The sequence below is a fragment of the Bartonella sp. AA81SXKL genome (genome assembly GCF_042196945.1).
Taxonomy (GTDB): Bacteria; Pseudomonadota; Alphaproteobacteria; order Rhizobiales; family Rhizobiaceae; genus Bartonella.
Map to the genome: position 1 here is coordinate 191,684 of NZ_JBHIRH010000001.1, position 20,048 is coordinate 211,731.

General features: G+C 37.2%; 20 protein-coding genes and 1 pseudogene. 14 read left to right on the forward strand and 7 right to left on the reverse strand.

Translation table 11 applies throughout. The features are described from left to right. Positions 1-3 precede the first annotated feature (3 nt). From ACFINZ_RS00885 to ACFINZ_RS00910, 6 genes and pseudogenes are all read right to left on the reverse strand, one after another. Entirely contained in the window at positions 4-1,230 is a 1,227-nt protein-coding gene (locus ACFINZ_RS00885) for an efflux RND transporter periplasmic adaptor subunit (protein ID WP_375683942.1), read from the reverse strand. Then, positions 1,227-2,708: an efflux transporter outer membrane subunit gene (locus ACFINZ_RS00890; protein WP_375634390.1), complete on the reverse strand. Its 1,482-nt coding sequence runs from the start codon at positions 2,706-2,708 to the stop codon at positions 1,227-1,229. Before ACFINZ_RS00890 ends, ACFINZ_RS00885 begins: the two co-directional genes overlap by 4 nt. Before the next feature lie 61 nt (positions 2,709-2,769). Continuing rightward, positions 2,770-3,585, reverse strand: coding sequence for an exodeoxyribonuclease III (locus ACFINZ_RS00895; RefSeq protein WP_375617894.1), 816 nt, complete (start codon positions 3,583-3,585; stop codon positions 2,770-2,772). Between the two features lie 33 nt (positions 3,586-3,618). Beyond that, a complete protein-coding gene (locus tag ACFINZ_RS00900; protein ID WP_375633473.1) occupies positions 3,619-4,227 on the reverse strand; it encodes an outer membrane lipoprotein carrier protein LolA in 609 nt (202 codons plus the stop codon). A gap of 121 nt (positions 4,228-4,348) precedes the next feature. Continuing rightward, positions 4,349-4,612, reverse strand: a pseudogene (locus ACFINZ_RS00905) (DNA translocase FtsK); the annotation flags it as partial. A gap of 706 nt (positions 4,613-5,318) precedes the next feature. Beyond that, the gene (locus tag ACFINZ_RS00910) at positions 5,319-7,760 is read right to left on the reverse strand and encodes a DNA translocase FtsK 4TM domain-containing protein (RefSeq protein WP_375633474.1); all 2,442 of its coding nucleotides are present in this window, start codon (positions 7,758-7,760) and stop codon (positions 5,319-5,321) included. 736 nt (positions 7,761-8,496) lie between these two features. Between ACFINZ_RS00910 and ACFINZ_RS00915 the strand changes: the two genes are divergently transcribed. Then, positions 8,497-9,774, forward strand: coding sequence for a ubiquinone biosynthesis hydroxylase (locus tag ACFINZ_RS00915; RefSeq protein WP_375636523.1), 1,278 nt, complete (start codon positions 8,497-8,499; stop codon positions 9,772-9,774). A gap of 1,583 nt (positions 9,775-11,357) precedes the next feature. Here ACFINZ_RS00915 and ACFINZ_RS00920 read toward each other — a convergent pair. Next, positions 11,358-11,645, reverse strand: a complete 288-nt coding sequence (locus ACFINZ_RS00920; RefSeq protein WP_015857007.1) for an H-NS family nucleoid-associated regulatory protein — start codon at positions 11,643-11,645, stop codon at positions 11,358-11,360. A 128-nt stretch (positions 11,646-11,773) separates the two neighbouring features. Between ACFINZ_RS00920 and ACFINZ_RS00925 the strand changes: the two genes are divergently transcribed. From ACFINZ_RS00925 to ACFINZ_RS00985, 13 genes are all read left to right on the forward strand, one after another. Further along, positions 11,774-12,388, forward strand: coding sequence for a hypothetical protein (locus ACFINZ_RS00925; protein ID WP_375636525.1), 615 nt, complete (start codon positions 11,774-11,776; stop codon positions 12,386-12,388). Continuing rightward, entirely contained in the window at positions 12,388-13,005 is a 618-nt protein-coding gene (locus ACFINZ_RS00930) for a TrwN protein (protein ID WP_375633478.1), read from the forward strand. Before ACFINZ_RS00925 ends, ACFINZ_RS00930 begins: the two co-directional genes overlap by 1 nt. A 129-nt stretch (positions 13,006-13,134) precedes the next feature. Beyond that, positions 13,135-13,434: a KorA family transcriptional regulator gene (gene korA, locus ACFINZ_RS00935; protein WP_375613158.1), complete on the forward strand. Its 300-nt coding sequence runs from the start codon at positions 13,135-13,137 to the stop codon at positions 13,432-13,434. Next, positions 13,397-13,720, forward strand: coding sequence for a VirB2 family type IV secretion system major pilin TrwL (gene trwL / locus ACFINZ_RS00940; protein ID WP_375620008.1), 324 nt, complete (start codon positions 13,397-13,399; stop codon positions 13,718-13,720). Before korA ends, trwL (ACFINZ_RS00940) begins: the two co-directional genes overlap by 38 nt. Before the next feature lie 113 nt (positions 13,721-13,833). Then, complete coding sequence (trwL, locus tag ACFINZ_RS00945) at positions 13,834-14,154, forward strand: VirB2 family type IV secretion system major pilin TrwL (RefSeq protein WP_375636529.1); 321 nt, start codon at positions 13,834-13,836, stop codon at positions 14,152-14,154. A gap of 113 nt (positions 14,155-14,267) precedes the next feature. After that, the gene (trwL, locus tag ACFINZ_RS00950) at positions 14,268-14,582 is read left to right on the forward strand and encodes a VirB2 family type IV secretion system major pilin TrwL (protein WP_375636531.1); all 315 of its coding nucleotides are present in this window, start codon (positions 14,268-14,270) and stop codon (positions 14,580-14,582) included. A 130-nt stretch (positions 14,583-14,712) separates the two neighbouring features. Continuing rightward, positions 14,713-15,030, forward strand: a complete 318-nt coding sequence (trwL, locus tag ACFINZ_RS00955; protein WP_375633481.1) for a VirB2 family type IV secretion system major pilin TrwL — start codon at positions 14,713-14,715, stop codon at positions 15,028-15,030. 33 nt (positions 15,031-15,063) lie between these two features. Continuing rightward, the gene (gene trwL, locus ACFINZ_RS00960; RefSeq protein ID WP_375633482.1) at positions 15,064-15,378 is read left to right on the forward strand and encodes a VirB2 family type IV secretion system major pilin TrwL; all 315 of its coding nucleotides are present in this window, start codon (positions 15,064-15,066) and stop codon (positions 15,376-15,378) included. Positions 15,379-15,508: 130 nt separating this feature from the next. Then, a complete protein-coding gene (gene trwL / locus ACFINZ_RS00965; RefSeq protein ID WP_375633483.1) occupies positions 15,509-15,826 on the forward strand; it encodes a VirB2 family type IV secretion system major pilin TrwL in 318 nt (105 codons plus the stop codon). A gap of 123 nt (positions 15,827-15,949) precedes the next feature. Then, a complete protein-coding gene (locus tag ACFINZ_RS00970; protein WP_375633484.1) occupies positions 15,950-16,258 on the forward strand; it encodes a conjugal transfer protein in 309 nt (102 codons plus the stop codon). A gap of 12 nt (positions 16,259-16,270) precedes the next feature. Next, entirely contained in the window at positions 16,271-16,579 is a 309-nt protein-coding gene (locus ACFINZ_RS00975; protein ID WP_375633485.1) for a type IV secretion system protein VirB3, read from the forward strand. 2 nt (positions 16,580-16,581) lie between these two features. Continuing rightward, positions 16,582-19,053, forward strand: coding sequence for a VirB4 family type IV secretion/conjugal transfer ATPase (locus tag ACFINZ_RS00980; RefSeq protein WP_375684412.1), 2,472 nt, complete (start codon positions 16,582-16,584; stop codon positions 19,051-19,053). After that, positions 19,050-19,817: a type IV secretion system protein gene (locus tag ACFINZ_RS00985; protein WP_375633486.1), complete on the forward strand. Its 768-nt coding sequence runs from the start codon at positions 19,050-19,052 to the stop codon at positions 19,815-19,817. The genes ACFINZ_RS00980 and ACFINZ_RS00985 overlap by 4 nt, the downstream gene beginning before the upstream one ends. Positions 19,818-20,048: the final 231 nt, after the last annotated feature.

Below are 20,048 nucleotides of genomic sequence, written 5' to 3' on the forward strand. Positions count from 1 at the left end.
GCTTTAACTCTCGTCTTCGCTATGCATGTTAGAAGACTCGGGCATCACTCCATCAGACGAACTGGTGACGACGACATCACCCTCGTTAAGTCCTGAAATAATCTCTGCCATAACCTTATTATTCAACCCAACGCTCACCTGTTTAGTAACCAACTTATTTTCCCCCACCAAAACAGAAACCCATGCTTTACGCTCTCTTGTCTCATCGCGTAAAGCATTACTTGGAACCAACAAGACATTCTGTGCGCGCCCTAAGATAATATGAACTTGAGCAGTCATATAGGTTCGCAAAAAATTGTCCGCATTATCAACATGTAGAATTCCGTTATAATAAATAGCCGATGAGATTAAAGCACTAGAACCACTCACCATACCAGGATTAATACTCACATCAGCACGAATTGTTTCAGGAGCCGGCTCTACTTTTTCTAAAACGCCTTCATAACGACGCTGTGAATTACCTAGAACTGTAAAATAAAGTGGTTGTCCAGCTCGGATTTTAAGAACATCTGCTTCTGAGATTTGCGCCTTGATCGTCATCTTTGATAAATCACCCAAAATAACAATTGTTGGCGCCGACTGAACCGCATTCACATTCTGCCCTTCTTCCACAACTGTTGCCAAAACCGTTCCCGCTGAAGGGGCAGTGATGCGTGTATAACCTAAATTAACCTCTGCACTCTCCACATCAATTTGTGCTTGCACAATCTGCTGACGAAGTTGTTCAATTTGCGCCTCGCGTATTTTCACCTGTGTCGTAGCCTCATCGAGGTTCGCACGTGAAACCGCACGTGTTTCAATCATTTTTTTCTGACGCTCTAAATTTTTCTGTGCAAGAGAAAGATAGGCTTCTTGTTCTACCAAACTCGCATAATAATGCGATAATGCTGCTTTTTTTCTTTTTAAATCATTTTCCTGATCTGTAGGATCAATTTCTGCTAAGAGATCGCCTTCTTTCACAACACTCCCAGGGGAAACATGCATTGACACCACACGCCCTGTTGCTCGCGCACCAACTGCCACCAACCGGTAAGGACGTACAAGACCAGAAGCTAAAACACTTTCCTCAATATCCCCACGCTTCACCACCGCTGTTATATAAGTTGGAGTAGATGTTCCAAAAAAAACAGAACGCAACCATAAAAACAAGAGAATGAGAAATATAGCAGTTAAAAAGAAGGAAAGTTTTTTGTGTTTTGTAATGAAATTTTTGAGTAAGTTTTTTTTCATTTCCCTACCTTTGCACGCGAACGAGGTGCACCATCAACGACTTCCGGACGTGATACATCAACAACGCCATCCCAGCCCCCCCCCAATGCTTTCATCAACGTGATATATTGTGTAACCAAAGAAACACGGCTATCTTTAAGTGCCATTTGTGCAGAATAATAAGAGCGATCAGCATTTAACAATTCAAGAAAACTGGTATTTCCATTCTCAAAAAGACTCCGTGAAAGTTTTAAGGAATGAAGAGAAGCTTTATTCGCAATGATTAGCTTTTCTAAGCGTTGATGTTCTTTAGTTAATCTTACCAACGCATTTTCTACATCTTCTAAAGCTCCCAAAACAGCAGCCCGATAAGTAATAAAAGCTTGATCACGCTGTGCACGCGCGACAGCAATAGAAGCCTCAACCTGACCTCCATTAAAAAAAGGAAAACGCAGACCAGGTCCAAAAGACCAGCCAATCGTTGAATTTTTCCATAACTGATCTATCGCCGTTGCGGCTGTCGAAATATTACCTGTTAAAGTAAGTGATGGATAGCGATCTGCTTCACGTTGACCAATCCGCGCTGTCGCTTGCGCATATTGACGCTCTGCCCGTCGTAAATCCGGACGTGTTAACAAAATATCAGCTGGAATTCCTGCTGGTATCGGCCAGCGCGGTTGTGGAATCTTTGCATACTTAGCATTTTTTTGTAAAAGAGCCTTCAATGCCGTAGGCACACGACCAATTAAGACAGAAAGGCGATGAACGCTCATTGCTAAATTCGCTTCCATCTGTGATATATCTGCTTCTGTATTTGCCATTTGTGCTTGCGCATTTGAAACATCGAGCTCAGAAACATCACCAGCTGTTAATCTAGCACGCATCAATTCATAGGTTTTACGTTGTGATACAGCAATTTGACGCACAATCAACAATTTCTGTTGCCAACCACGCATTTGTACATAATTTGTTGCCACATCTCCTAACAATGTCACCATGGTAGCACGCATATCTTCCACAGCCGCATCAAGACCATAACGCGCTGCTTCAACCGCTCGTTTATGCCCACCAAAAAAATCAAGCTCCCAGCTTGCATCAAAACCACTACGGTATTGGTTTAACAATGCATCAGACTGTGCAGAATGACTACGGGTTCCTGAAATTGAATTGGACACATTTGGCAAAAGAGTTCCCACAACCTGTCCTAAACTCGCACGCGCCTCACGTACCCGAGCTTTGGCAACAGCAACATTATTATTTCCAGAAATCGCATAATCCATTAATGCATCTAGAACAGGGTCATTCAAACGCCGCCACCATCCGGCAAGCGCAACTGGCTGTCCAGCAGTCTGTGCAGATTTTTCTCCCCAAACTGCTGGAACACGAAAAGATGTTTTCTGGTAATTGGGACCAACCATACATCCTGACAAAAGCAACCACAACAAGACAATAGAAAGTAATCCACGAGAAGCGCCCCTTTTGAGATTTCTGATATACATCTAGTCTCCCGCATTCTTTCAGAATCATTATTTAATATTAATACTTTATTTACCTCTTATTTCAAACTTGACGTGAAAAATCAAATACAGTTTGCACAGGAATATGATCTGAAGGGCGTTCCCATCCGCGCGCATCACGAAAAATCGAAAGATCTACAACAAAAGGTGCTAAATCAGGAGAAGACCAAACATGATCAAGCCGCCGCCCATAATCGGTAAATGCCCAATCGCGTGCACGATAACTCCACCATGTATAAAGCTTGGTAGGAGCAGGAATATGCAACCGCATCAGATCAACCCATCCACCTTGACAACACAAATCCTGTAAACGCTCGGTTTCAATAGGAGTATGGCTTACAACCTTCAACAATTGCTGATGAGACCAAACATCCTCTGCCAAAGGAGCAATATTTAAATCGCCCACCAAAAGAGAAGAAAGACCATCTCCTTGATCCGCACGTATGGAAGACATTTCTTCTAAAAAATCAAGCTTATGACGAAATTTTTCATTCACATCAGCATCTGGAATATCTCCCCCAGCAGGAACATAAAAATTATGAATCCGCAAGCTTCTCCCATGGGCTTCCACAATAACTGAGATATAGCGACAATCTTGGTTTTGGCAAAAAAAACGCTTTTCTACCTTTTTAAAAGGCAAACGAGAAACAATAGCCACCCCGTTATAAGATTTTTGTCCACTCAATGCGATATGCTTATAACCCGCTGCTTCAAAAGCCTCCACTGGAAATAAAGCATCTGGACATTTTGTTTCCTGTAGACACAAAACATCTACGGAAAAGAGATCCAAATACTGAAAAACCTGTGCAAGACGCAAACGAATAGAATTAATATTCCAAGTTGCAATACGAAAGAACATTTGTTTTAATCCCAATGACGTAACACTCTTTCTTCATTTCTTCGAAGGAAGTGTGAACATCCCATTAGCGAACCGGACGTCTGTCCGCACATTCATAATCTGCACAGTAGTTTCCAAATTTTGTTGGTCAACAATTGTCCACTGTCGCAAAGCAGAGCCTTTAGAATCAAAAACCATCCTTATTTGCCCTGCCCCAATCGTTTTATCATGCAGAACAATCGTTACAGCCCCTGGATCTTCGCGAAATGCGAACAAGCGCCCAGAAGATACATCAATTTTATCATCCAACAAAAATTTCATTGGCGTTTGCGAAAGTTGTGAAAAGTTCCAAGTATTCAAAGCCCGATTGTTAATACCTACAAATTGGCCATCTGAAATAATCTGTAAAGGCATTTTTTTGTAAATGAAACGAATTTTCCCTGGGCGCTCTAAATAAAATGTCCCCTGAGACATTTTTCCCTTTGGACTAAACTGAATAAAATCACCTGTCATTGTTTTGATTGCCGCAAAGTGATTCACAACATTTTGCGCCTTTATCACTTTATTAGATGCTTGCGAAAAAACAGGAACAGTTAAACACCAAAAGATAATAATTCCCACCAACCCAAAGACTCTTCTTTGCGGTAAAAAAGACGTTTTCATAAAAAATGCTCCCAAGCAATACTTAATTGACTTTATAATTCATAACTTAAGTGATCAACGACGAATAAATACCCTTCTTTATAAGATAAAGATATTGTTTGAAAAAAATATCAAAAGATTTTTAAAAGTATTCTTCTTCGACAATCTCCAACACTTTTCGCTTACCCATATCATTAGCTGGACTAATGATGCCTTCTTCTTCTATCCTTTCGATCAATGTGGCGGCACGGTTATAACCAATGCCTAAACGACATTGAATATAAAAAGTTGAAGCCTTACGATCACGAAGCATAATAGCAACAGCTTGACAATAGGAATCATCTGCTAAAGAAAAAGCTAAAGAAACATCCTTTTTTATTTTTTGCGGTATCGTTTCCAAATAATCAGTCTGCGTTTAAGTTTCCGAAAGCATCCAAATTTCCTGCTTTTCTAAACGCATAATATATTCTTTTCCACCCCTAATCTATGAAGCAACATAAATTATAGTCAAGACATAATGGATTAAGGACTAAACATATTACTCGCAAACCTGAAAGCTCTTTTAAGTATCAAAAATACTTTTTTGACTTCCTTCTCACCCAAAAGAATAAAAATTTTCACCACAACCGCTCTGTAAACAGTTTGGAGTTTAGCAAATTTCACTTAGCTTCCCACCCCATATAATTCATTTATATTAAGACTCGACAGATCAGCCTTGCCCTAAATATTTAGAGCGCACTTAAAAAGACACTTAAATATCAAGTCTTACATGCTTTTACACCCCTACATTCGCAATAACATTATTTTATACCAAGATATTGATTTATAATAATTTATCTTTTTAACTTAAATCATAACGCCAAATACAATAAGATTCTTTCATCACATACTCTCTCATATTGAATCAACTCAAATCATTTGCTTGCACATTACAAGCAAGGTTGGTGTGTGGATAAAAGTTATATAAGATAAAGAATCCCCTTATAAAGAGTTCCAAGTGCCAAGGAGCTATCGCAAATCGAGAACTGGTGTATGAAAATGCAGACTTTCTACGATACAGTAAACAAACACTTGTTTTATAAGATATTATAAAAAACAACTATAAAGATTTTTCAAAAGCGCTCTTCTTCAGCAGGCACTAAAATTTCTCGTTTCCCTGCGTGATTTGCTGGACTAATGATACCTTCTTCTTCCATCCTCTCAATCAGTGTCGCAGCACGATTATAACCAATGCCTAAACGGCGTTGAATATAAGAAGTCGAAGCCTTACGATCACGAAGCACAATAGCAACAGCTTGACTATAGGGATCATCTTCTGAAGGAGAAGCCAAAGAAACATCAGCACCATCCTCTTCAACTTCTTGCGTAATTGTTTCCAAATAATCAGGTCGTGCTTGCGCTTTGAGATGCGCAACAACCTGCTCCACTTCATCATCCGCAACAAAAGGACCATGCACACGTTGAATACGTCCTCCTCCCATCATAAAGAGCATATCTCCTTGTCCCAATAATTGCTCGGCCCCCTGTTCACCTAAAATTGTTCGGCTATCAATTTTTGAACTCACAGAAAAAGAAATACGTGTAGGAAAATTGGCTTTGATCGTCCCAGTAATAACATCGACGGAAGGACGCTGTGTCGCCATAATCACGTGGATACCGGCAGCACGTGCCATTTGTGCCAAGCGTTGAACCGCGCCTTCAATGTCTTTACCAGCAACCATCATCAAATCAGCCATTTCATCAATAATGACAACAATATAGGGCATAGGACTAAAATCAAGTGTTTCCGTTTCATAAAGAGGCTCACCGGTCTCGCGATCAAATCCAACTTGAATTGTCCGCACCATTGTCTCTCCCTGACTTGCAGCTTCCCTAAGACGTGCATTAAACCCATCAATATTACGAACGCCTAGTTTTGACATTTTACTATAGCGTTCTTCCATTTCACGAACAGCCCACTTTAAAGCAATCACGGCTTTTTTAGGATCTGTCACCACGGGTGTTAATAAATGGGGAATGCCATCATAAACCGAAAGCTCAAGCATTTTCGGGTCCACCATAATGAGACGACATTGTTCAGGTGTCATACGATAAAGCAATGATAAAATCATTGTATTGATAGCAACAGACTTTCCCGATCCTGTTGTACCAGCAACCAAAAGATGGGGCATTTTTGCTAAATCTGCAACAACAGCTTCCCCCCCGATTGTCTTACCCAAAGCAAGTCCTAGCTTGGCTTTGCTGTCAATAAATTCTTGCGCCTGCAACATTTCTCGTAAATAAACCATCTCACGCTTTGCATTAGGCAATTCTATTCCAATAACATTACGTCCTGGAACCACCGCAACACGCGCCGAAATCGCACGCATCGAGCGTGCAATATCATCTGCCAAACCAATGATACGGGAAGACTTAATGCCTGCAGCCGGTTCAAATTCATACAAAGTTACCACCGGTCCAGGACAAGCATCTATAATTTTTCCTTTGACCCCAAAATCTAACAAAACCCCTTCAAGCTCTTGAGAATTTGCTCTTAAAATAGCAGGAGAAAGTTTTGCATCCTTAACAGACGGTGGTGGAACCGAAAGATAATCTACAAGAGGAAGAACAAAACCACCCTTTGAAGAAGCTGTTAAAGACTTTCGATTTTTAACAGGAGAAATATAGGCTTTATTTTGATTTTCCTCACACTTTACTTTTTCACCTAAAAAAGTTGGCTCAATCCGATCAAATGGCTTTCCTTGCCCTTTACTCTGAAAACGCCTTTTGAAACAGAATAAACGAAAAAAACGCGCTTGAAAAAAATAAAAAAGATGCAAAAGAGCGCCACAAGTTGTCGCAAAAAAACCATGATTTTCACGATCCTCCTCTGCGGCATATTCCGTATCTTCTTCCAACTCAAAGACTGGATTAACGATTTCGTCTTTGGGAATGCTTTTTTCTTTTCTTTTCTTTGTTCGACGCCGCCATATCACATTACCAGCAAAAGCAGCGGTGAAAAAACCTAAAAGAATAAAAACAACACTGAAAAACACCGTGTAAGGAGGAGAAAGAAAAAGAGGAAAAACTGAAGAAGCAACACTTAAAACTTTATCTCCTAAAACCCCTCCTAATCCCATTGGCAATGGCCAATAAGTAAAAGAAGCAACAGGTGACATAAGGGCAAAAGCAATTAAAAAACAAATCGTTGATAGCACCCATAAAAAAAAGCGCAAAGTCAAATTGTAGATATTCTTTTGCGCCAACAAGAGAAAAGACCAAAATAACGGTGGCAACAAAACAGAAAGACTTGCCAAGCCAAAAAACTGCATAATAAAATCTGAAAAAATTGCCCCCATCCACCCCATAAGGTTTGTAACCTCATTTGTACTTGCATGGGTTAAAGATGGATCCTCAACATTCCACGTCGCCAAAGCAAACACACAAAAAATAATAAAGCCCAAAAGCCCAAGCCCAATAAATACCCCTATCTGACGTAAAAACATCTCAATAAGACGCGAACCTTGAGAATTTCGCACTTCTAATGAATCATAAGGAGAAGAACTTCGGTGCATCTATCAATTCCAAATACAAAACTTTCATATTTTAAAGAGTTATAACTCCCTCTCTCTCTTAAAAAAGGATGAAGCTTAAAACTCTGTACCGATCTGTAAACAAATAGCCTGTAAACAATCCGACGTCTTATCTAGCGCGTTCTACCTTCTAACCACTTCATATCACTCATATATCACCACCCTAAGAGACTATCCTTCATAAGGCACACAAAAAGCTCTCCCAAGATATTTATCACACGATCAACCAAAAAACACCTCATGTGTTAAAATGTCACATGGGTCCTATAGGCACCTTCCTCAACAAATAATATTTTTTATGCTACATCATGATAACGGCAAAATATGAATACTGTTTTAACCATCACGAATGACAACAATTTTTTATCTATCATACTAACTAAATATCCCCCTTCAGGACAGGCATACTGAAGTAACTCACACAACTTAAAAAATACACGACCATCTTTGTTTATTTTTAGTTTTCTTTTTTATCAACCAAGTGTAAAAAGAATTGAAGAGGAATATTCAAAAAAGCTTATCCGATAAATCTGTAAGATGAATCACATAAATGATTAAGCAGAAAAACTCTGAAAAACCAATCCGTCATCAGATTGGCGCCAAAAAGAAACCTCGTTCTTGTAAAGCAGAGAGAAAAGTAAAAGTTAAGATATTTTAGGCAATGTAAAAAGATATTCTTTTTAAAAGAAAGCAAACTATAAACAATGGAAGAAGTATTGTGTGTTCTAATCGCAATAAAAACGTACAACCCAATAAAAAAATTAAATCTCATAAAACTAAACAATGTGATCTGCTCATTGCAGGGGGGGCAGCTGTCGGTTTAACCCTAGCGACAGCACTCAAGCAAACAGCCCCTAATCTGAAAATAAAAATCGTTGATGCTGCTCCACAAGGAGATACCCCTGCTTCTAACATACGAACCATTGCCCTTGCTGCTGCTTCTATTCGTATGTTAAAACAATTACAATGTTGGGAATCTATAAAACCCTATACGCAACCCATTCATTCAATGATCATCACAGATACAAGCACAAATGATCCTGTCAAACCTACTCTTTTAACCTTTGAAGGCGACATTAATCCCGGCGAGCCCTTTGCTGCTATGGTAGAGCATAGAGAACTCATCAACACTTTAAAAAAACGTGTCAAAGATCTCAATATCCCTGTTATTACAAACACCCGTGTCATTGATTTTCATCAAGAAGACCAACATACAACCGTTACTTTAAATAATGAAGAGGTTTGGCAAACAAAATTGCTTATTGCAGCTGACGGAGCCCATTCGAAATTACGCCAAAAAGCAGATCTTAAAAACTTTTCTCATCTCTATAAACAAACAGCAATTATCTGCACAGTTGAACATGAAAAACCCCATAATGGTCAAGCAATTCAACATTTTTTACCTGCCGGTCCTTTTGCTCTTCTCCCTCTCAAAGGCAACCGATCCGCCATTGTGTGGAATGAAGATCATAAAACTGCGCAATATTATCTCAAAGCTGATGCACTTATTTTTGAAACAGAACTCGAAAGACGCATTGGCCATCGATTAGGCAAACTCTCTTGGGATGGCGAACGTCAAGCTTTTCCTTTGAGTCTTTCTTTAACACGTCAATGCGTTAAACCACGTTTTGCTCTCGTTGGCGATGCCGCCCATACCATCCACCCCATTGCAGGACAAGGACTCAATTTAGGATTACGCGATAGCGCTGCCCTCGCTGAAGTGATTATTGAAACAGCACGACTAGGTCTTGACATTGGCTCCCTCACGGCTTTAGAGCGCTATCAAAGCTGGAGACGTTTTGAAATTGTCCGTATGGCTTTAAGCAATGATTGGCTTAATAAACTCTTTTCTAATGATAGCCTTCTTTTACGGATGCTCCGCGATACCGGACTTGGAATCATTAATCAAGCACCAAAAATAAAAAAATACTTCATTCAAGAAGCTGCCGGACTCTCTCCAAATGCCCCACGTCTTCTACATGGCTTCCCACTTTAAGCAAAAATTCATACTATTTCACTTTTTTTACAACCTTTGCCTTCCTCCTTCAAAGAACAAAAAATTCCTATCTCATCCAATCTATTTACAAACCGGATTCCTGTCGAGTAATTTTTTTTTGACTTCCTCCTCCCATATTTCACTTAACATAAAACTCGACAAGCAAGCTACATTCTAAGAATATTCACCATGCACTGAAAAAACGTTTAATGTCTCAAAGAGGTTACCTTATATCACCACACCTTAAAAGAAGCCATTTCACGGCATAACAAAATAAACAAGACTTTTTAGCACACAACACTTTATTTACAATAATAAGTTCATTGTTCTCATATTGAGTGAGAAATCTAAAGATCATAAAATACCCTTATTTCAAATCTCTCTCACGTTGAAGCAATCAAAATCATTCGCTTGTACATCACAAGTGAGAGTGTCGTATAAATAAAAACAATTAAACAAAGCAACAAAAAGTCTCCCCCTCTCAAGAACTAAGGACTTTAGCAACATTGTAGGCGAGTAAAGTATATAATGGCGCCGGCTTATACTTTTTATTGAAGTAAAAATGGTGGTGTACAATGGATTTTATATGCTCATAGGGACTTTTACGTTATACTATTCACGAAAAGCGCTATAAAATAAGCTTAGTTGCATTGAAAAATTTTTCTTTTAAAAAAGCGCGTAAATTGGAAACATAAATGTATTCCGTTTGGGGCATTCTGCTTCTCAGACAAACTCTTTAACTTATTGTGGAATACCACACGACTTTAGAAAAAATATTCCAATATATAACAAAGTGTTCCGTACTCTATACCATCACACACAATTGTAAAACTGCATATCATCCCTCTATTTCACACCATAAAAGAAGATAAACTGCAATAGAAATGATCCAATCCTTTTATTTTCAAATACGCTCTTTATTCATTATTCATAAACGCTCATAAATGAGTTTTAATCACAAACGCTCAGAAATATGTCATAAATTCTATAAAACCCATAACAGCCATAGAAATTTTCCATTTTTCTATATACTCACTCATCTCAACTAAACGAACGATAAATAAAGTAAATGCCTCGTATATAATCTTACAGAAAAAAGACCAAACAAAACCTATAACATCAGGCTTGTTCTACAGAACAGTATTTCAAAAATATAAGTATGCTAATTTATTAACATATTAATTGATAAAATTATCATTTTACATATTGAGTTAAAATCCCTATGCAATAAATTATTCTCATTTCGACCATTTTTGTAAATAATCAATAAAACTCTTTATTTACATAGACTAAAAAGAGCACCGTTAATGAAACGATAAAAAGAAGTAAAATATCCCCCTCTCTCAAATGCCAAAAGCAATTACAATATTCCAATCTGGCATCATCATTATGCTTGCCAGATTATAACAACAAGACCTTTTGCATTTAAATAAACTTTTTCACGCTCCCTATCATTGTATTTGGTAACTCAATACTTTAATATATTCGTTCAGTATATTTATACAATTAAATTACCCAAAAGAGCATACTTCTTGCATTTACATTCCTTGGTATTCCCTTATCTTGTAAAGATCGCACACGTGTTACGTTACTTCGAGTTCATCAAGTGTATACCCATTCTCCAACCACTCTTTAATCCACTTAGGTCTACGTCCACGCCCATTCCATAATTCCCATTGGTTATTGGGATTTCTATAATGGCGCTCTTTGCTCACAAGATCAGCGATATCAATTCCATGGGCATTAGCAATTTCAAGAATTTTTCGTCGCGCATTTTGCTTTTCCTTTGCTTGCCGTTTTTTTAATTCCACATCGATTTGTGTACGCATCTCTTGTAGTTCATCAAAATTCATATTTTTGAGATCATTCACCTTAATTACTCCCCTTGCAAAAAAGAATTTCTTTTTGCCATATTTTAAACATAATTATAGACAATTTTTGTCCATTTATTATCGAAATTAAAATTACGATACATATATCACTTTGACGGAGATGTGCTTTGAGCCACAAAGAACTGTTTATTGGTATATCAATTACCGCCACTGCATCTTTTTTCAGCTCAATCGCTGGAACTGCTAAATGCAGTGCTCAAACACCATCACACCTCTCTGACTCTCATGAATCAGTAGTCAAAAGTAAATATAAATCGTCACTCTATAAGTTATGGCAATACGCAACAAAGAACAAGCCCTCTCTGTATATTGATGGTGTAGTTCATTATGACAAGAAAACCTCCCCTCATACACAACGGCTTTTTACTTCGTATAAATTTTTTTTGAAAAGATTTTTGCAACTAGAGAATTATATAAAACAAGCAGCTTCAATACAGTATCAAAGATTATTATTTTTTAAAAGCAGCGCCTTTCTTCGTGATTCCAATAATATTGGTTGGCGTAATATGCTCTATTTTATTCCACACTTTTATCTTGTTGGTTGGATATTCGCATATATTAGAAATATTCTTAGAAGAGAACAAAGCAATAATCACAAGGAATATTCTAAGCTAAACAATCTCATTCTACAAATTTATAAAATCAAAAGACAACGAGAAAAAGCACAACACAGAATTAGCATTTGTATTAATAAAATTCTTCATAATAAGGTGTATTGCTAATGATTGTTCCAGATTTCACATTTTTTGCTGCTGCATACATATCCAATATGCCTCCCATGACATTTTCAGTTGTTGCCGAACAAGAAACGCGGGACAATGTCTATGTAACAGATGATAAAGATAACTTGTTCTATCAATCATCTCAGTTTAAAGAAACAATCGCAACAGCTAAACAGAGTGAACATAATTTTAACATAATTTTAGGGCAAATTGATGTTGGAAATGTGAAATTGTTTTCTCTTTTGGATGCGTTTGATTTTTGCAGAAATATTACAGCTGTACAAAGCGCTTTAACTTACTGCTATGAACAAACAACATCAAAGTGCATCTTTGAAAAAGCGACTTTGCAGTCTGTGCTGAATTTTTACAATACAGAAAACTCAAACCACACCCGTATGCAAAAAATTACTTCATATATTGGAGTAAAAGCTGCTGTACGAGGAAATGAAGGTTTGCAGGAGCCTGTAAAGCTTAAAAAAGAAGAACCAGAACAGACAACTAAAGTAGATTCTCTTCCTCTCTCTTCAAAAGGAGAGGAAGATGCATTTACACATAAAGAAAGTAGCGCCCACGATGCTTTTTCAGCTGAAGATTTTCTTCATCGAGAAAATCGCTAGAGTGATGATTGATATTTTCACGAAAACCCAGAATTTTGATAGGATATTATAATGAAAGGTAGATAAGAAAATGTTAAAGCTCTAATTAGTAAGATTGAAAAAAATCTCTTCTAATTGAGGGCAAAGATAATGAAAATGATAGAACAAAACAGCGTTGATATGGCATTTAGTCAAAAAGCAGCACGTGAGATTACAGTCGTGATGCTTTCAGAAAGGGAATGGTATTTCACGTTTATTTCCGATGATCCAATCACCGGAAAACCAAATAAATATACGTTACTTACACAAAGAGGAAAACTAAGAACTTGGGCTGATCCAAAATATCTTTTTAAGTTTCTTCATGAACGAGGGGTCATTTGTGGGAGTTTTAATCTTAATCAGGATAAAGAACATGAAACAATTAAATATTCTTCACACAACAGCTCGTAATAAAATTGCTGCATTTTCTGCAGCTTTAACCGTATTTTTTACGGCACATCCCATATGCGCTCAAGCACAAGTTTTGGGCAAGGCAAAGACAGCTTTAGATGCCCTGAAAACAGATCTTATTGGACACATTATCCCTGTTGCTGCTGCCGTTATACTTTTATGCCTAGCAATTGGTTATGCAGGGCGCTATATCGGAAAAGATACATTCGTACGCTGGGCAATCGGGGTCGTTATCGCTGGTTCAGCAGCTGAGCTTGTCAAAATGCTATTTGGAACAGCGCCATAAATTATATGTAAGTATAATTTTAACAAAATAGATTTTACTTATTAATTTTAGATAAATTAGTAATAATCTCAATGATGTTGAAAATAACGATAAAACTCTTAAGAGAATAGAAAATGAAACAATTAAGTAAATCGAAATCAAAAAATAATCGAATTATTGCATTTTCTGCAGCTTTAACCGTATTTTTTACGGCACATCCCATATGCGCTCAAGCGCAAGTTTTGGGCAAGGCAAAGACAGCTTTAGGTGATCTGAAAACAGATCTTATTGACAATATTATTCCTGTTGCTGCTGCCGTTATCCTCTTATGCTTAGCAATTGGTTATGCAGGACGCTATATTGAAAAAGAAACATTTGTACGCTGGGCAATTGGTGTTGTCATTGCTGGTTCAGCAGCTCAACTTGTTGGAATGCTATTTGGAACAGCTCCATGAATTATACGTAAGGATAATTTTAACAAAATAGATTTTACTTATTAATTTTAGATAAATTAGTAATAATCTCAATGATATTGAAAATAACGATAAAACTCTTAAGAGAATAGAAAATGAAACAATTAAGTAAATCGAAATCAAAAAATAATCGAATTATTGCATTTTCTGCAGTTTTAACCGTATCTTTTATGGCACATCCCATATGCACTCAAGCGCAAGTTTTGAACAAAGCAACGACAGCTTTAGATGCTCTGAAAACAGATCTTATTGACCATATTATCCCTGTTGCCGCTGCTGTTATCCTCTTGTGCTTAGCAATTGGTTATGCAGGACGCTACATCGGAAAGGATACGTTTGTACGCTGGGCAATTGGTGTTGTCATCGCTGGTTCAGCAACTCAACTTGTCTCAATGCTGTTAAAACCGTAATGAATTATATGCAAGTATAATTTTAACAAAATAGGTTTTATTTATCTATTGTAGATACACTGATAATAGTATTATTTAATGTAAAATAATAACACATAGCATTCATAAATGTTTATTGAAAGAATAAAAAATGAGAAAATTAAATAATTTCAAATCACAAAATAACAACAGAATCATAGCAATTTCTGCAGCTATAATAACATTTTTTATGACTCATCCTATATGTGCTCAAGCACAAGTTTTGAGTCCAGCAAACAAGGCTTTAAAAAGTTTACAAGATGATCTTGTTAAATACATTATCCCTGTTGCTGCTGCCGTTATCCTCTTGTGCTTGGCAATTGGTTATGCAGGACGCTACATCGGAAAGGATACGTTTGTACGTTGGGCAATTGGTGTTGTCATTGCTGGTTCAGCAACTGAACTTGTTGGGATGCTGTTTACTAAGTAATAATAAATTTAAATATAATTATTGGTTAAAAAAATGAAGAAATTGAATAATTTAAAGTCAAAAAATAATCGAACCATTCCAGCTTCTGTAGCTATAACCGCGTTTTTTATGACTCATCCTATATATGCTCAAGCGCAAGTTTTGAGTCCAGCAAACAAAGCTTTAACAGCTCTACAAAAAGATCTTATTGACAATATTATTCCTGTTGCTGCTGCTGTTATACTTTTGTGCTTAGCAATTGGTTATGCGGGACGCTACATCGGAAAAGATACATTTGTACGATGGGCAATTGGTGTTGTTATCGCAGGCTCAGCAACTCAACTTGTTGGAATGCTGTTTAAAGCATAATGAATTATATATAAGGATAATTTTAACAAAATAGATTTTATTTATCTGTCGTATATACACTGATGATAGTGTTATTTAATGTAAAATAATAACACATAGCATTCATAAATGCTTTCTGAAAGGATAAAAAATGAGAAAATTAAATAATTTCAAATCACAAAATAACAACAGAATCATAGCAATTTCTGCAGCTATAACAACATTTATTACGGCTCATCCTGTACATTCCCAAGCGCAAGTTTTAAAAGCTAAAGATGCTTTAACAGCTCTACAAACAGATCTTACTACCCATATTATTCCTGTTGCTGCTGCTGTTATACTTTTGTGCTTAGCAATTGGTTATGCAGGACGCTACATCGGAAAAGACACTTTTGTACGCTGGGCAATCGGTGTTGTCATCGCTGGTTCAGCAACTCAACTTGTCTCAATGTTGTTTAAAACATCGTAAAGTTAACGATAAATAAAGTTAATAACAAAACGAGTAGTAGCTGTATACCAGTAGTAATATCGCTCATACTACGAAAAAAGGAATATTATTTAGAGCAATTTTAATTAAAAGGGGATAAAAGATATGAAGCAATTAAACACACTTCAGGTAAAAATATATAAGATTAGTGTTATTGTTATCACTTCAGTTATGTTATTAATAACTCAATCTGCATATGCTCAGACGGAAACAAAGAGTTTAGATGTTTTCATAGGGATGCAATATGGATTAAGTATAATTATTCCTATCGTTGCTGCTATCATTCTTTTATTACTTTTGCTTATTTATATATTTCGCATTATCGCAAGAGCTACATTTATGCGATGGGCATTCAGTGTCATTATTGCTGGTGCAGCTTTTTATATTAGCCACATATTATTTCACCTCCAGTGACGAGAACATTCCATGAAATCGCAAGAAAAAAAAGAATTCCCCCTATTCAAGGGAGCAACACGTGTTCCAACGATATGGGGTGTTCCCATGATGCCATTTATCGTTATGGTTATGGGGGTTGCTGTTATTGCTATGACAGTAAATATCTTTTTGTGGATTATAGCACCTCCATTATGGTTTATTATGGTGCAAATTACTAAAAACGATGATAAGGCGTTTCGTATCTGGTGGTTATGGATCGATACTAAATTTCGCAATCGCAACAAAGGTTTTTGGGGCGCATCAAGTTATAGTCCCTCTGATTATAGTAAAAGGAGATAAACATGACAGCTGTTGAAAGCAGCAAACGCCTTGCATCAGAGACACCTGTAAGCCTGTTTCTGCCTTATTCACATCATATTACAGATACAATTATTTCTACTAAAAATGCGGAATATTTATCAATTTGGAAAATTGATGGGCGTTCGCATCAAAGCGCTTCAGAAGAAGATATTTTTCAATGGATAAAAGAGCTTAACAATACTCTACGGGGTCTTGCATCAGCCAATTTATCATTTTGGACGCATATTGTGCGCCGCCGTGTTTATGAATATCCTGATTCAACATTTGATCAAATGTTTTGCTATCAACTTGATGAAAAATATCGACAAAGCTTTACTGGTTATAATTTGATGGTCAATGATTTATATCTGACTGTCATTTTTCAACCGATAGCGGATAAAATTATGTCGTTCTTTTCTAAACATGAACGTGAAACGCTTGATCAAAAAAAGATGCGACAAGACACATGTATCAAAGAACTCAATGACATCAATCGTACTTTAGGCCAATCTTTAAACCGTTACGGTGCAGAACTTCTTGGTGCTTATGAAAAAAATGGGCATGTTTATTCTTCTGCACTTGAATTCCTTGGAATGCTTGTCAATGGTGAATATCGCCCTATGCCAATTTGCCATGACCGTTTTGCTGACTATATGTCTGTCAATCGACCTTTTTTCTCAAAATGGGGCGCTCTTGGTGAACTGCGAACAACCAGTGGAATGCGTCGATTTGGAATGCTGGAAATTAAAGAATATGATGCAACAACCAAACCAGGACAATTGAATGTTTTGTTGGAAAGTGACTTCGAGTTCGTATTGACGCAGAGCTTTTCAGTTCTCTCCCGACATGCTGCTAAAGATTATTTACAACGGCATCAGCGTAATCTTATTGATGCACGAGATGTGGCAACGAGCCAAATTGAACAAATTGACGAAGCACTAAACCAGCTTATCAGTGGGCATTTTGTCATGGGAGAACATCACTGCACATTAACGATCTATGGTGATACAATTCAACAAGTTCGCGACCATATGGCCAAAGCAAGTGCAGCATTACTAGACGTTGCGGTACTGCCCAAACCTGTAGACTTAGCAATAGAGGCTGGCTATTGGGCACAACTTCCTGGCAATTGGAAATGGAGACCGCGTCCTGCTCCGATTACATCATTGAACTTTTTATCATTTTCATCTTTTCATAACTTTATGTCAGGAAAACCCACTGGCAACCCATGGGGACCAGCCGTCACAATTCTTAAAACAACCAGTAAAACGCCGCTTTATTTCAATTTTCATGCCTCCAAACTTGAAGAGGACTCGACAGATAAACGTTTACTTGGTAATACCGCGCTTATCGGACAATCTGGTTCGGGTAAAACCGTTTTACTCGGCTTTTTGTTAGCACAAGCACAAAAATTTAAGCCGACAACTGTTGTTTTTGATAAAGATCGTGGTATGGAAATTGCCATTCGGGCGATGGGTGGAAAATATTTAACATTCAAGCCAGGCAGAAAAAGTGGTTTCAATCCTTTCCAACTCCCACCCACACAAGAAAATCTTATTTTTTTGAAACAATTTGTTAAAAAATTGGCAGAAGCTGGTGGTGAAGTCACGCACCACGACGACGAAGAAATTAACAAAGCAGTTATGTCTGTTATGAGTGCTAACATTGACCGATCACTCCGTCGTTTGTCCTTTCTAGTACAATTTTTACCAAATCCACGTTTAAGTGATTATAATGCTCACCCATCTGTTCATGCTCGCTTACTAAAATGGTGTGAAGGTGGTGATTATGGGTGGTTGTTTGATAATCCCCATGATGCTCTTGATCTCTCAACACATCAAATTTACGGCTTTGATATCACGGAATTTTTAGATAATTTTGAAACTCGCACTCCAGTGATGATGTATTTGCTTTACCGCACAGAAGGCATGATTAGCGGACAGCGATTTATGTATATCTTTGACGAGTTTTGGAAGCCTTTGCAAGATCCGTACTTTGAAGATTTAGCGAAAAATAAACAAAAGACTATCCGTAAACAAAATGGTATTTTTGTTTATGCAACACAAGAACCTAGCGATGCCTTGGAAAGTAATATTGCCAAAACACTCATTCAACAGTGTGCAACTTACATTTTTCTAGCCAATCCCAAAGCAAATTATGAAGATTATACAAAAGGCTTTAAACTAACAGATGCCGAATTTGAACTCGTTAAAGGACTTGGTGAATTTAGTCGCCAATTCCTCATTAAGCAGGGTGATCAATCTGCGCTTGCAGAACTGAATCTTGGTAAATTCCATCTGACACGCGATGGAAAAACCATCGAACACGACTTTAGTGACGAGCTCTTAGTGTTATCAGGAACGCCTGATAACGCAGAGTTAGCTGAAAGCATTATCGCAGAAGTTGGTGATGATCCGGCAATATGGTTACCAATTTTCTTACAGCACGCAAAAAATGACAGGAGGGAAACATGAAAAAAAAGGTCATTTCAATAGTAGTTGTAATAACTTTAGGGATTTCAAACCCAGCGATGGCTTGGGTTTGGGGCGCTGGGGCGGCGGATTTATCGGCATCCGTTCCAACGAAGTGGCCCAATTTTTTTGGAAGTTCATCTTCAAATACATCAAAGTCTAAAAAAACTCCACAGCAAAAGAAAGCGCCACCTGATGCCCAACTTCTCGATATGCTAAAAAAACACCTTGAGGAAGTAAAAAAGATACACGAATCTATAACGGGAAGCCAAAAATTCGATACTAAAAAACTTAAAAATGTACAAACAGATCACAGTAGCTTTTTTCTCAAAAATCCAGAGAATCTCTACAATAGAAATAAAACTTCTGCTCTATCTACATCATTTGAAAATATTTTAAAAGAAGAAGAAATTCCTGTCACTATCCATGAATCTAGCAGTTTTATCAACAAGCGCATCCAATATGCAGCCATCACTGATAAAGCCGTAAGTTTAAAAACTTTTCAAGAAGCAAACAATCGTTTTCAGCAAATTGAAGAACTATTAAACGAAATCACGACAACAAAAGATCTAAAAAGTATTGCCGAGTTACAAGCACATATAATTGGAATGCTTGCTATGCTACAAAATGAAACAGCAAAACTACAAATGGTTACACATTTACGCAACGCTGAACATACACTTATCAAACAACAGAAAGATAAGCATAACATAAAAATTTTGAATAGTAAAAACACGAAAATGCCTACCATAAGATTTATTAGGTAAAGCTTTTATAATAACATTTTGTATATTATTTTCCTGTATGCTCGTAAAAAGAAAAAGTTAATGCGTAATACTCAATTCTCTCTCATAGATCGAAAAGGTCTACGAAGTTTCATTTTATCCTTAAAAAATTCAACGAAAAATGCTTAAAAATCATATAAAAAGTTGAAAATTCGTTAAAGAGGAATGCCATGAACTTCACTATGTTCACGCAACTTTTCGATAAAATTAACC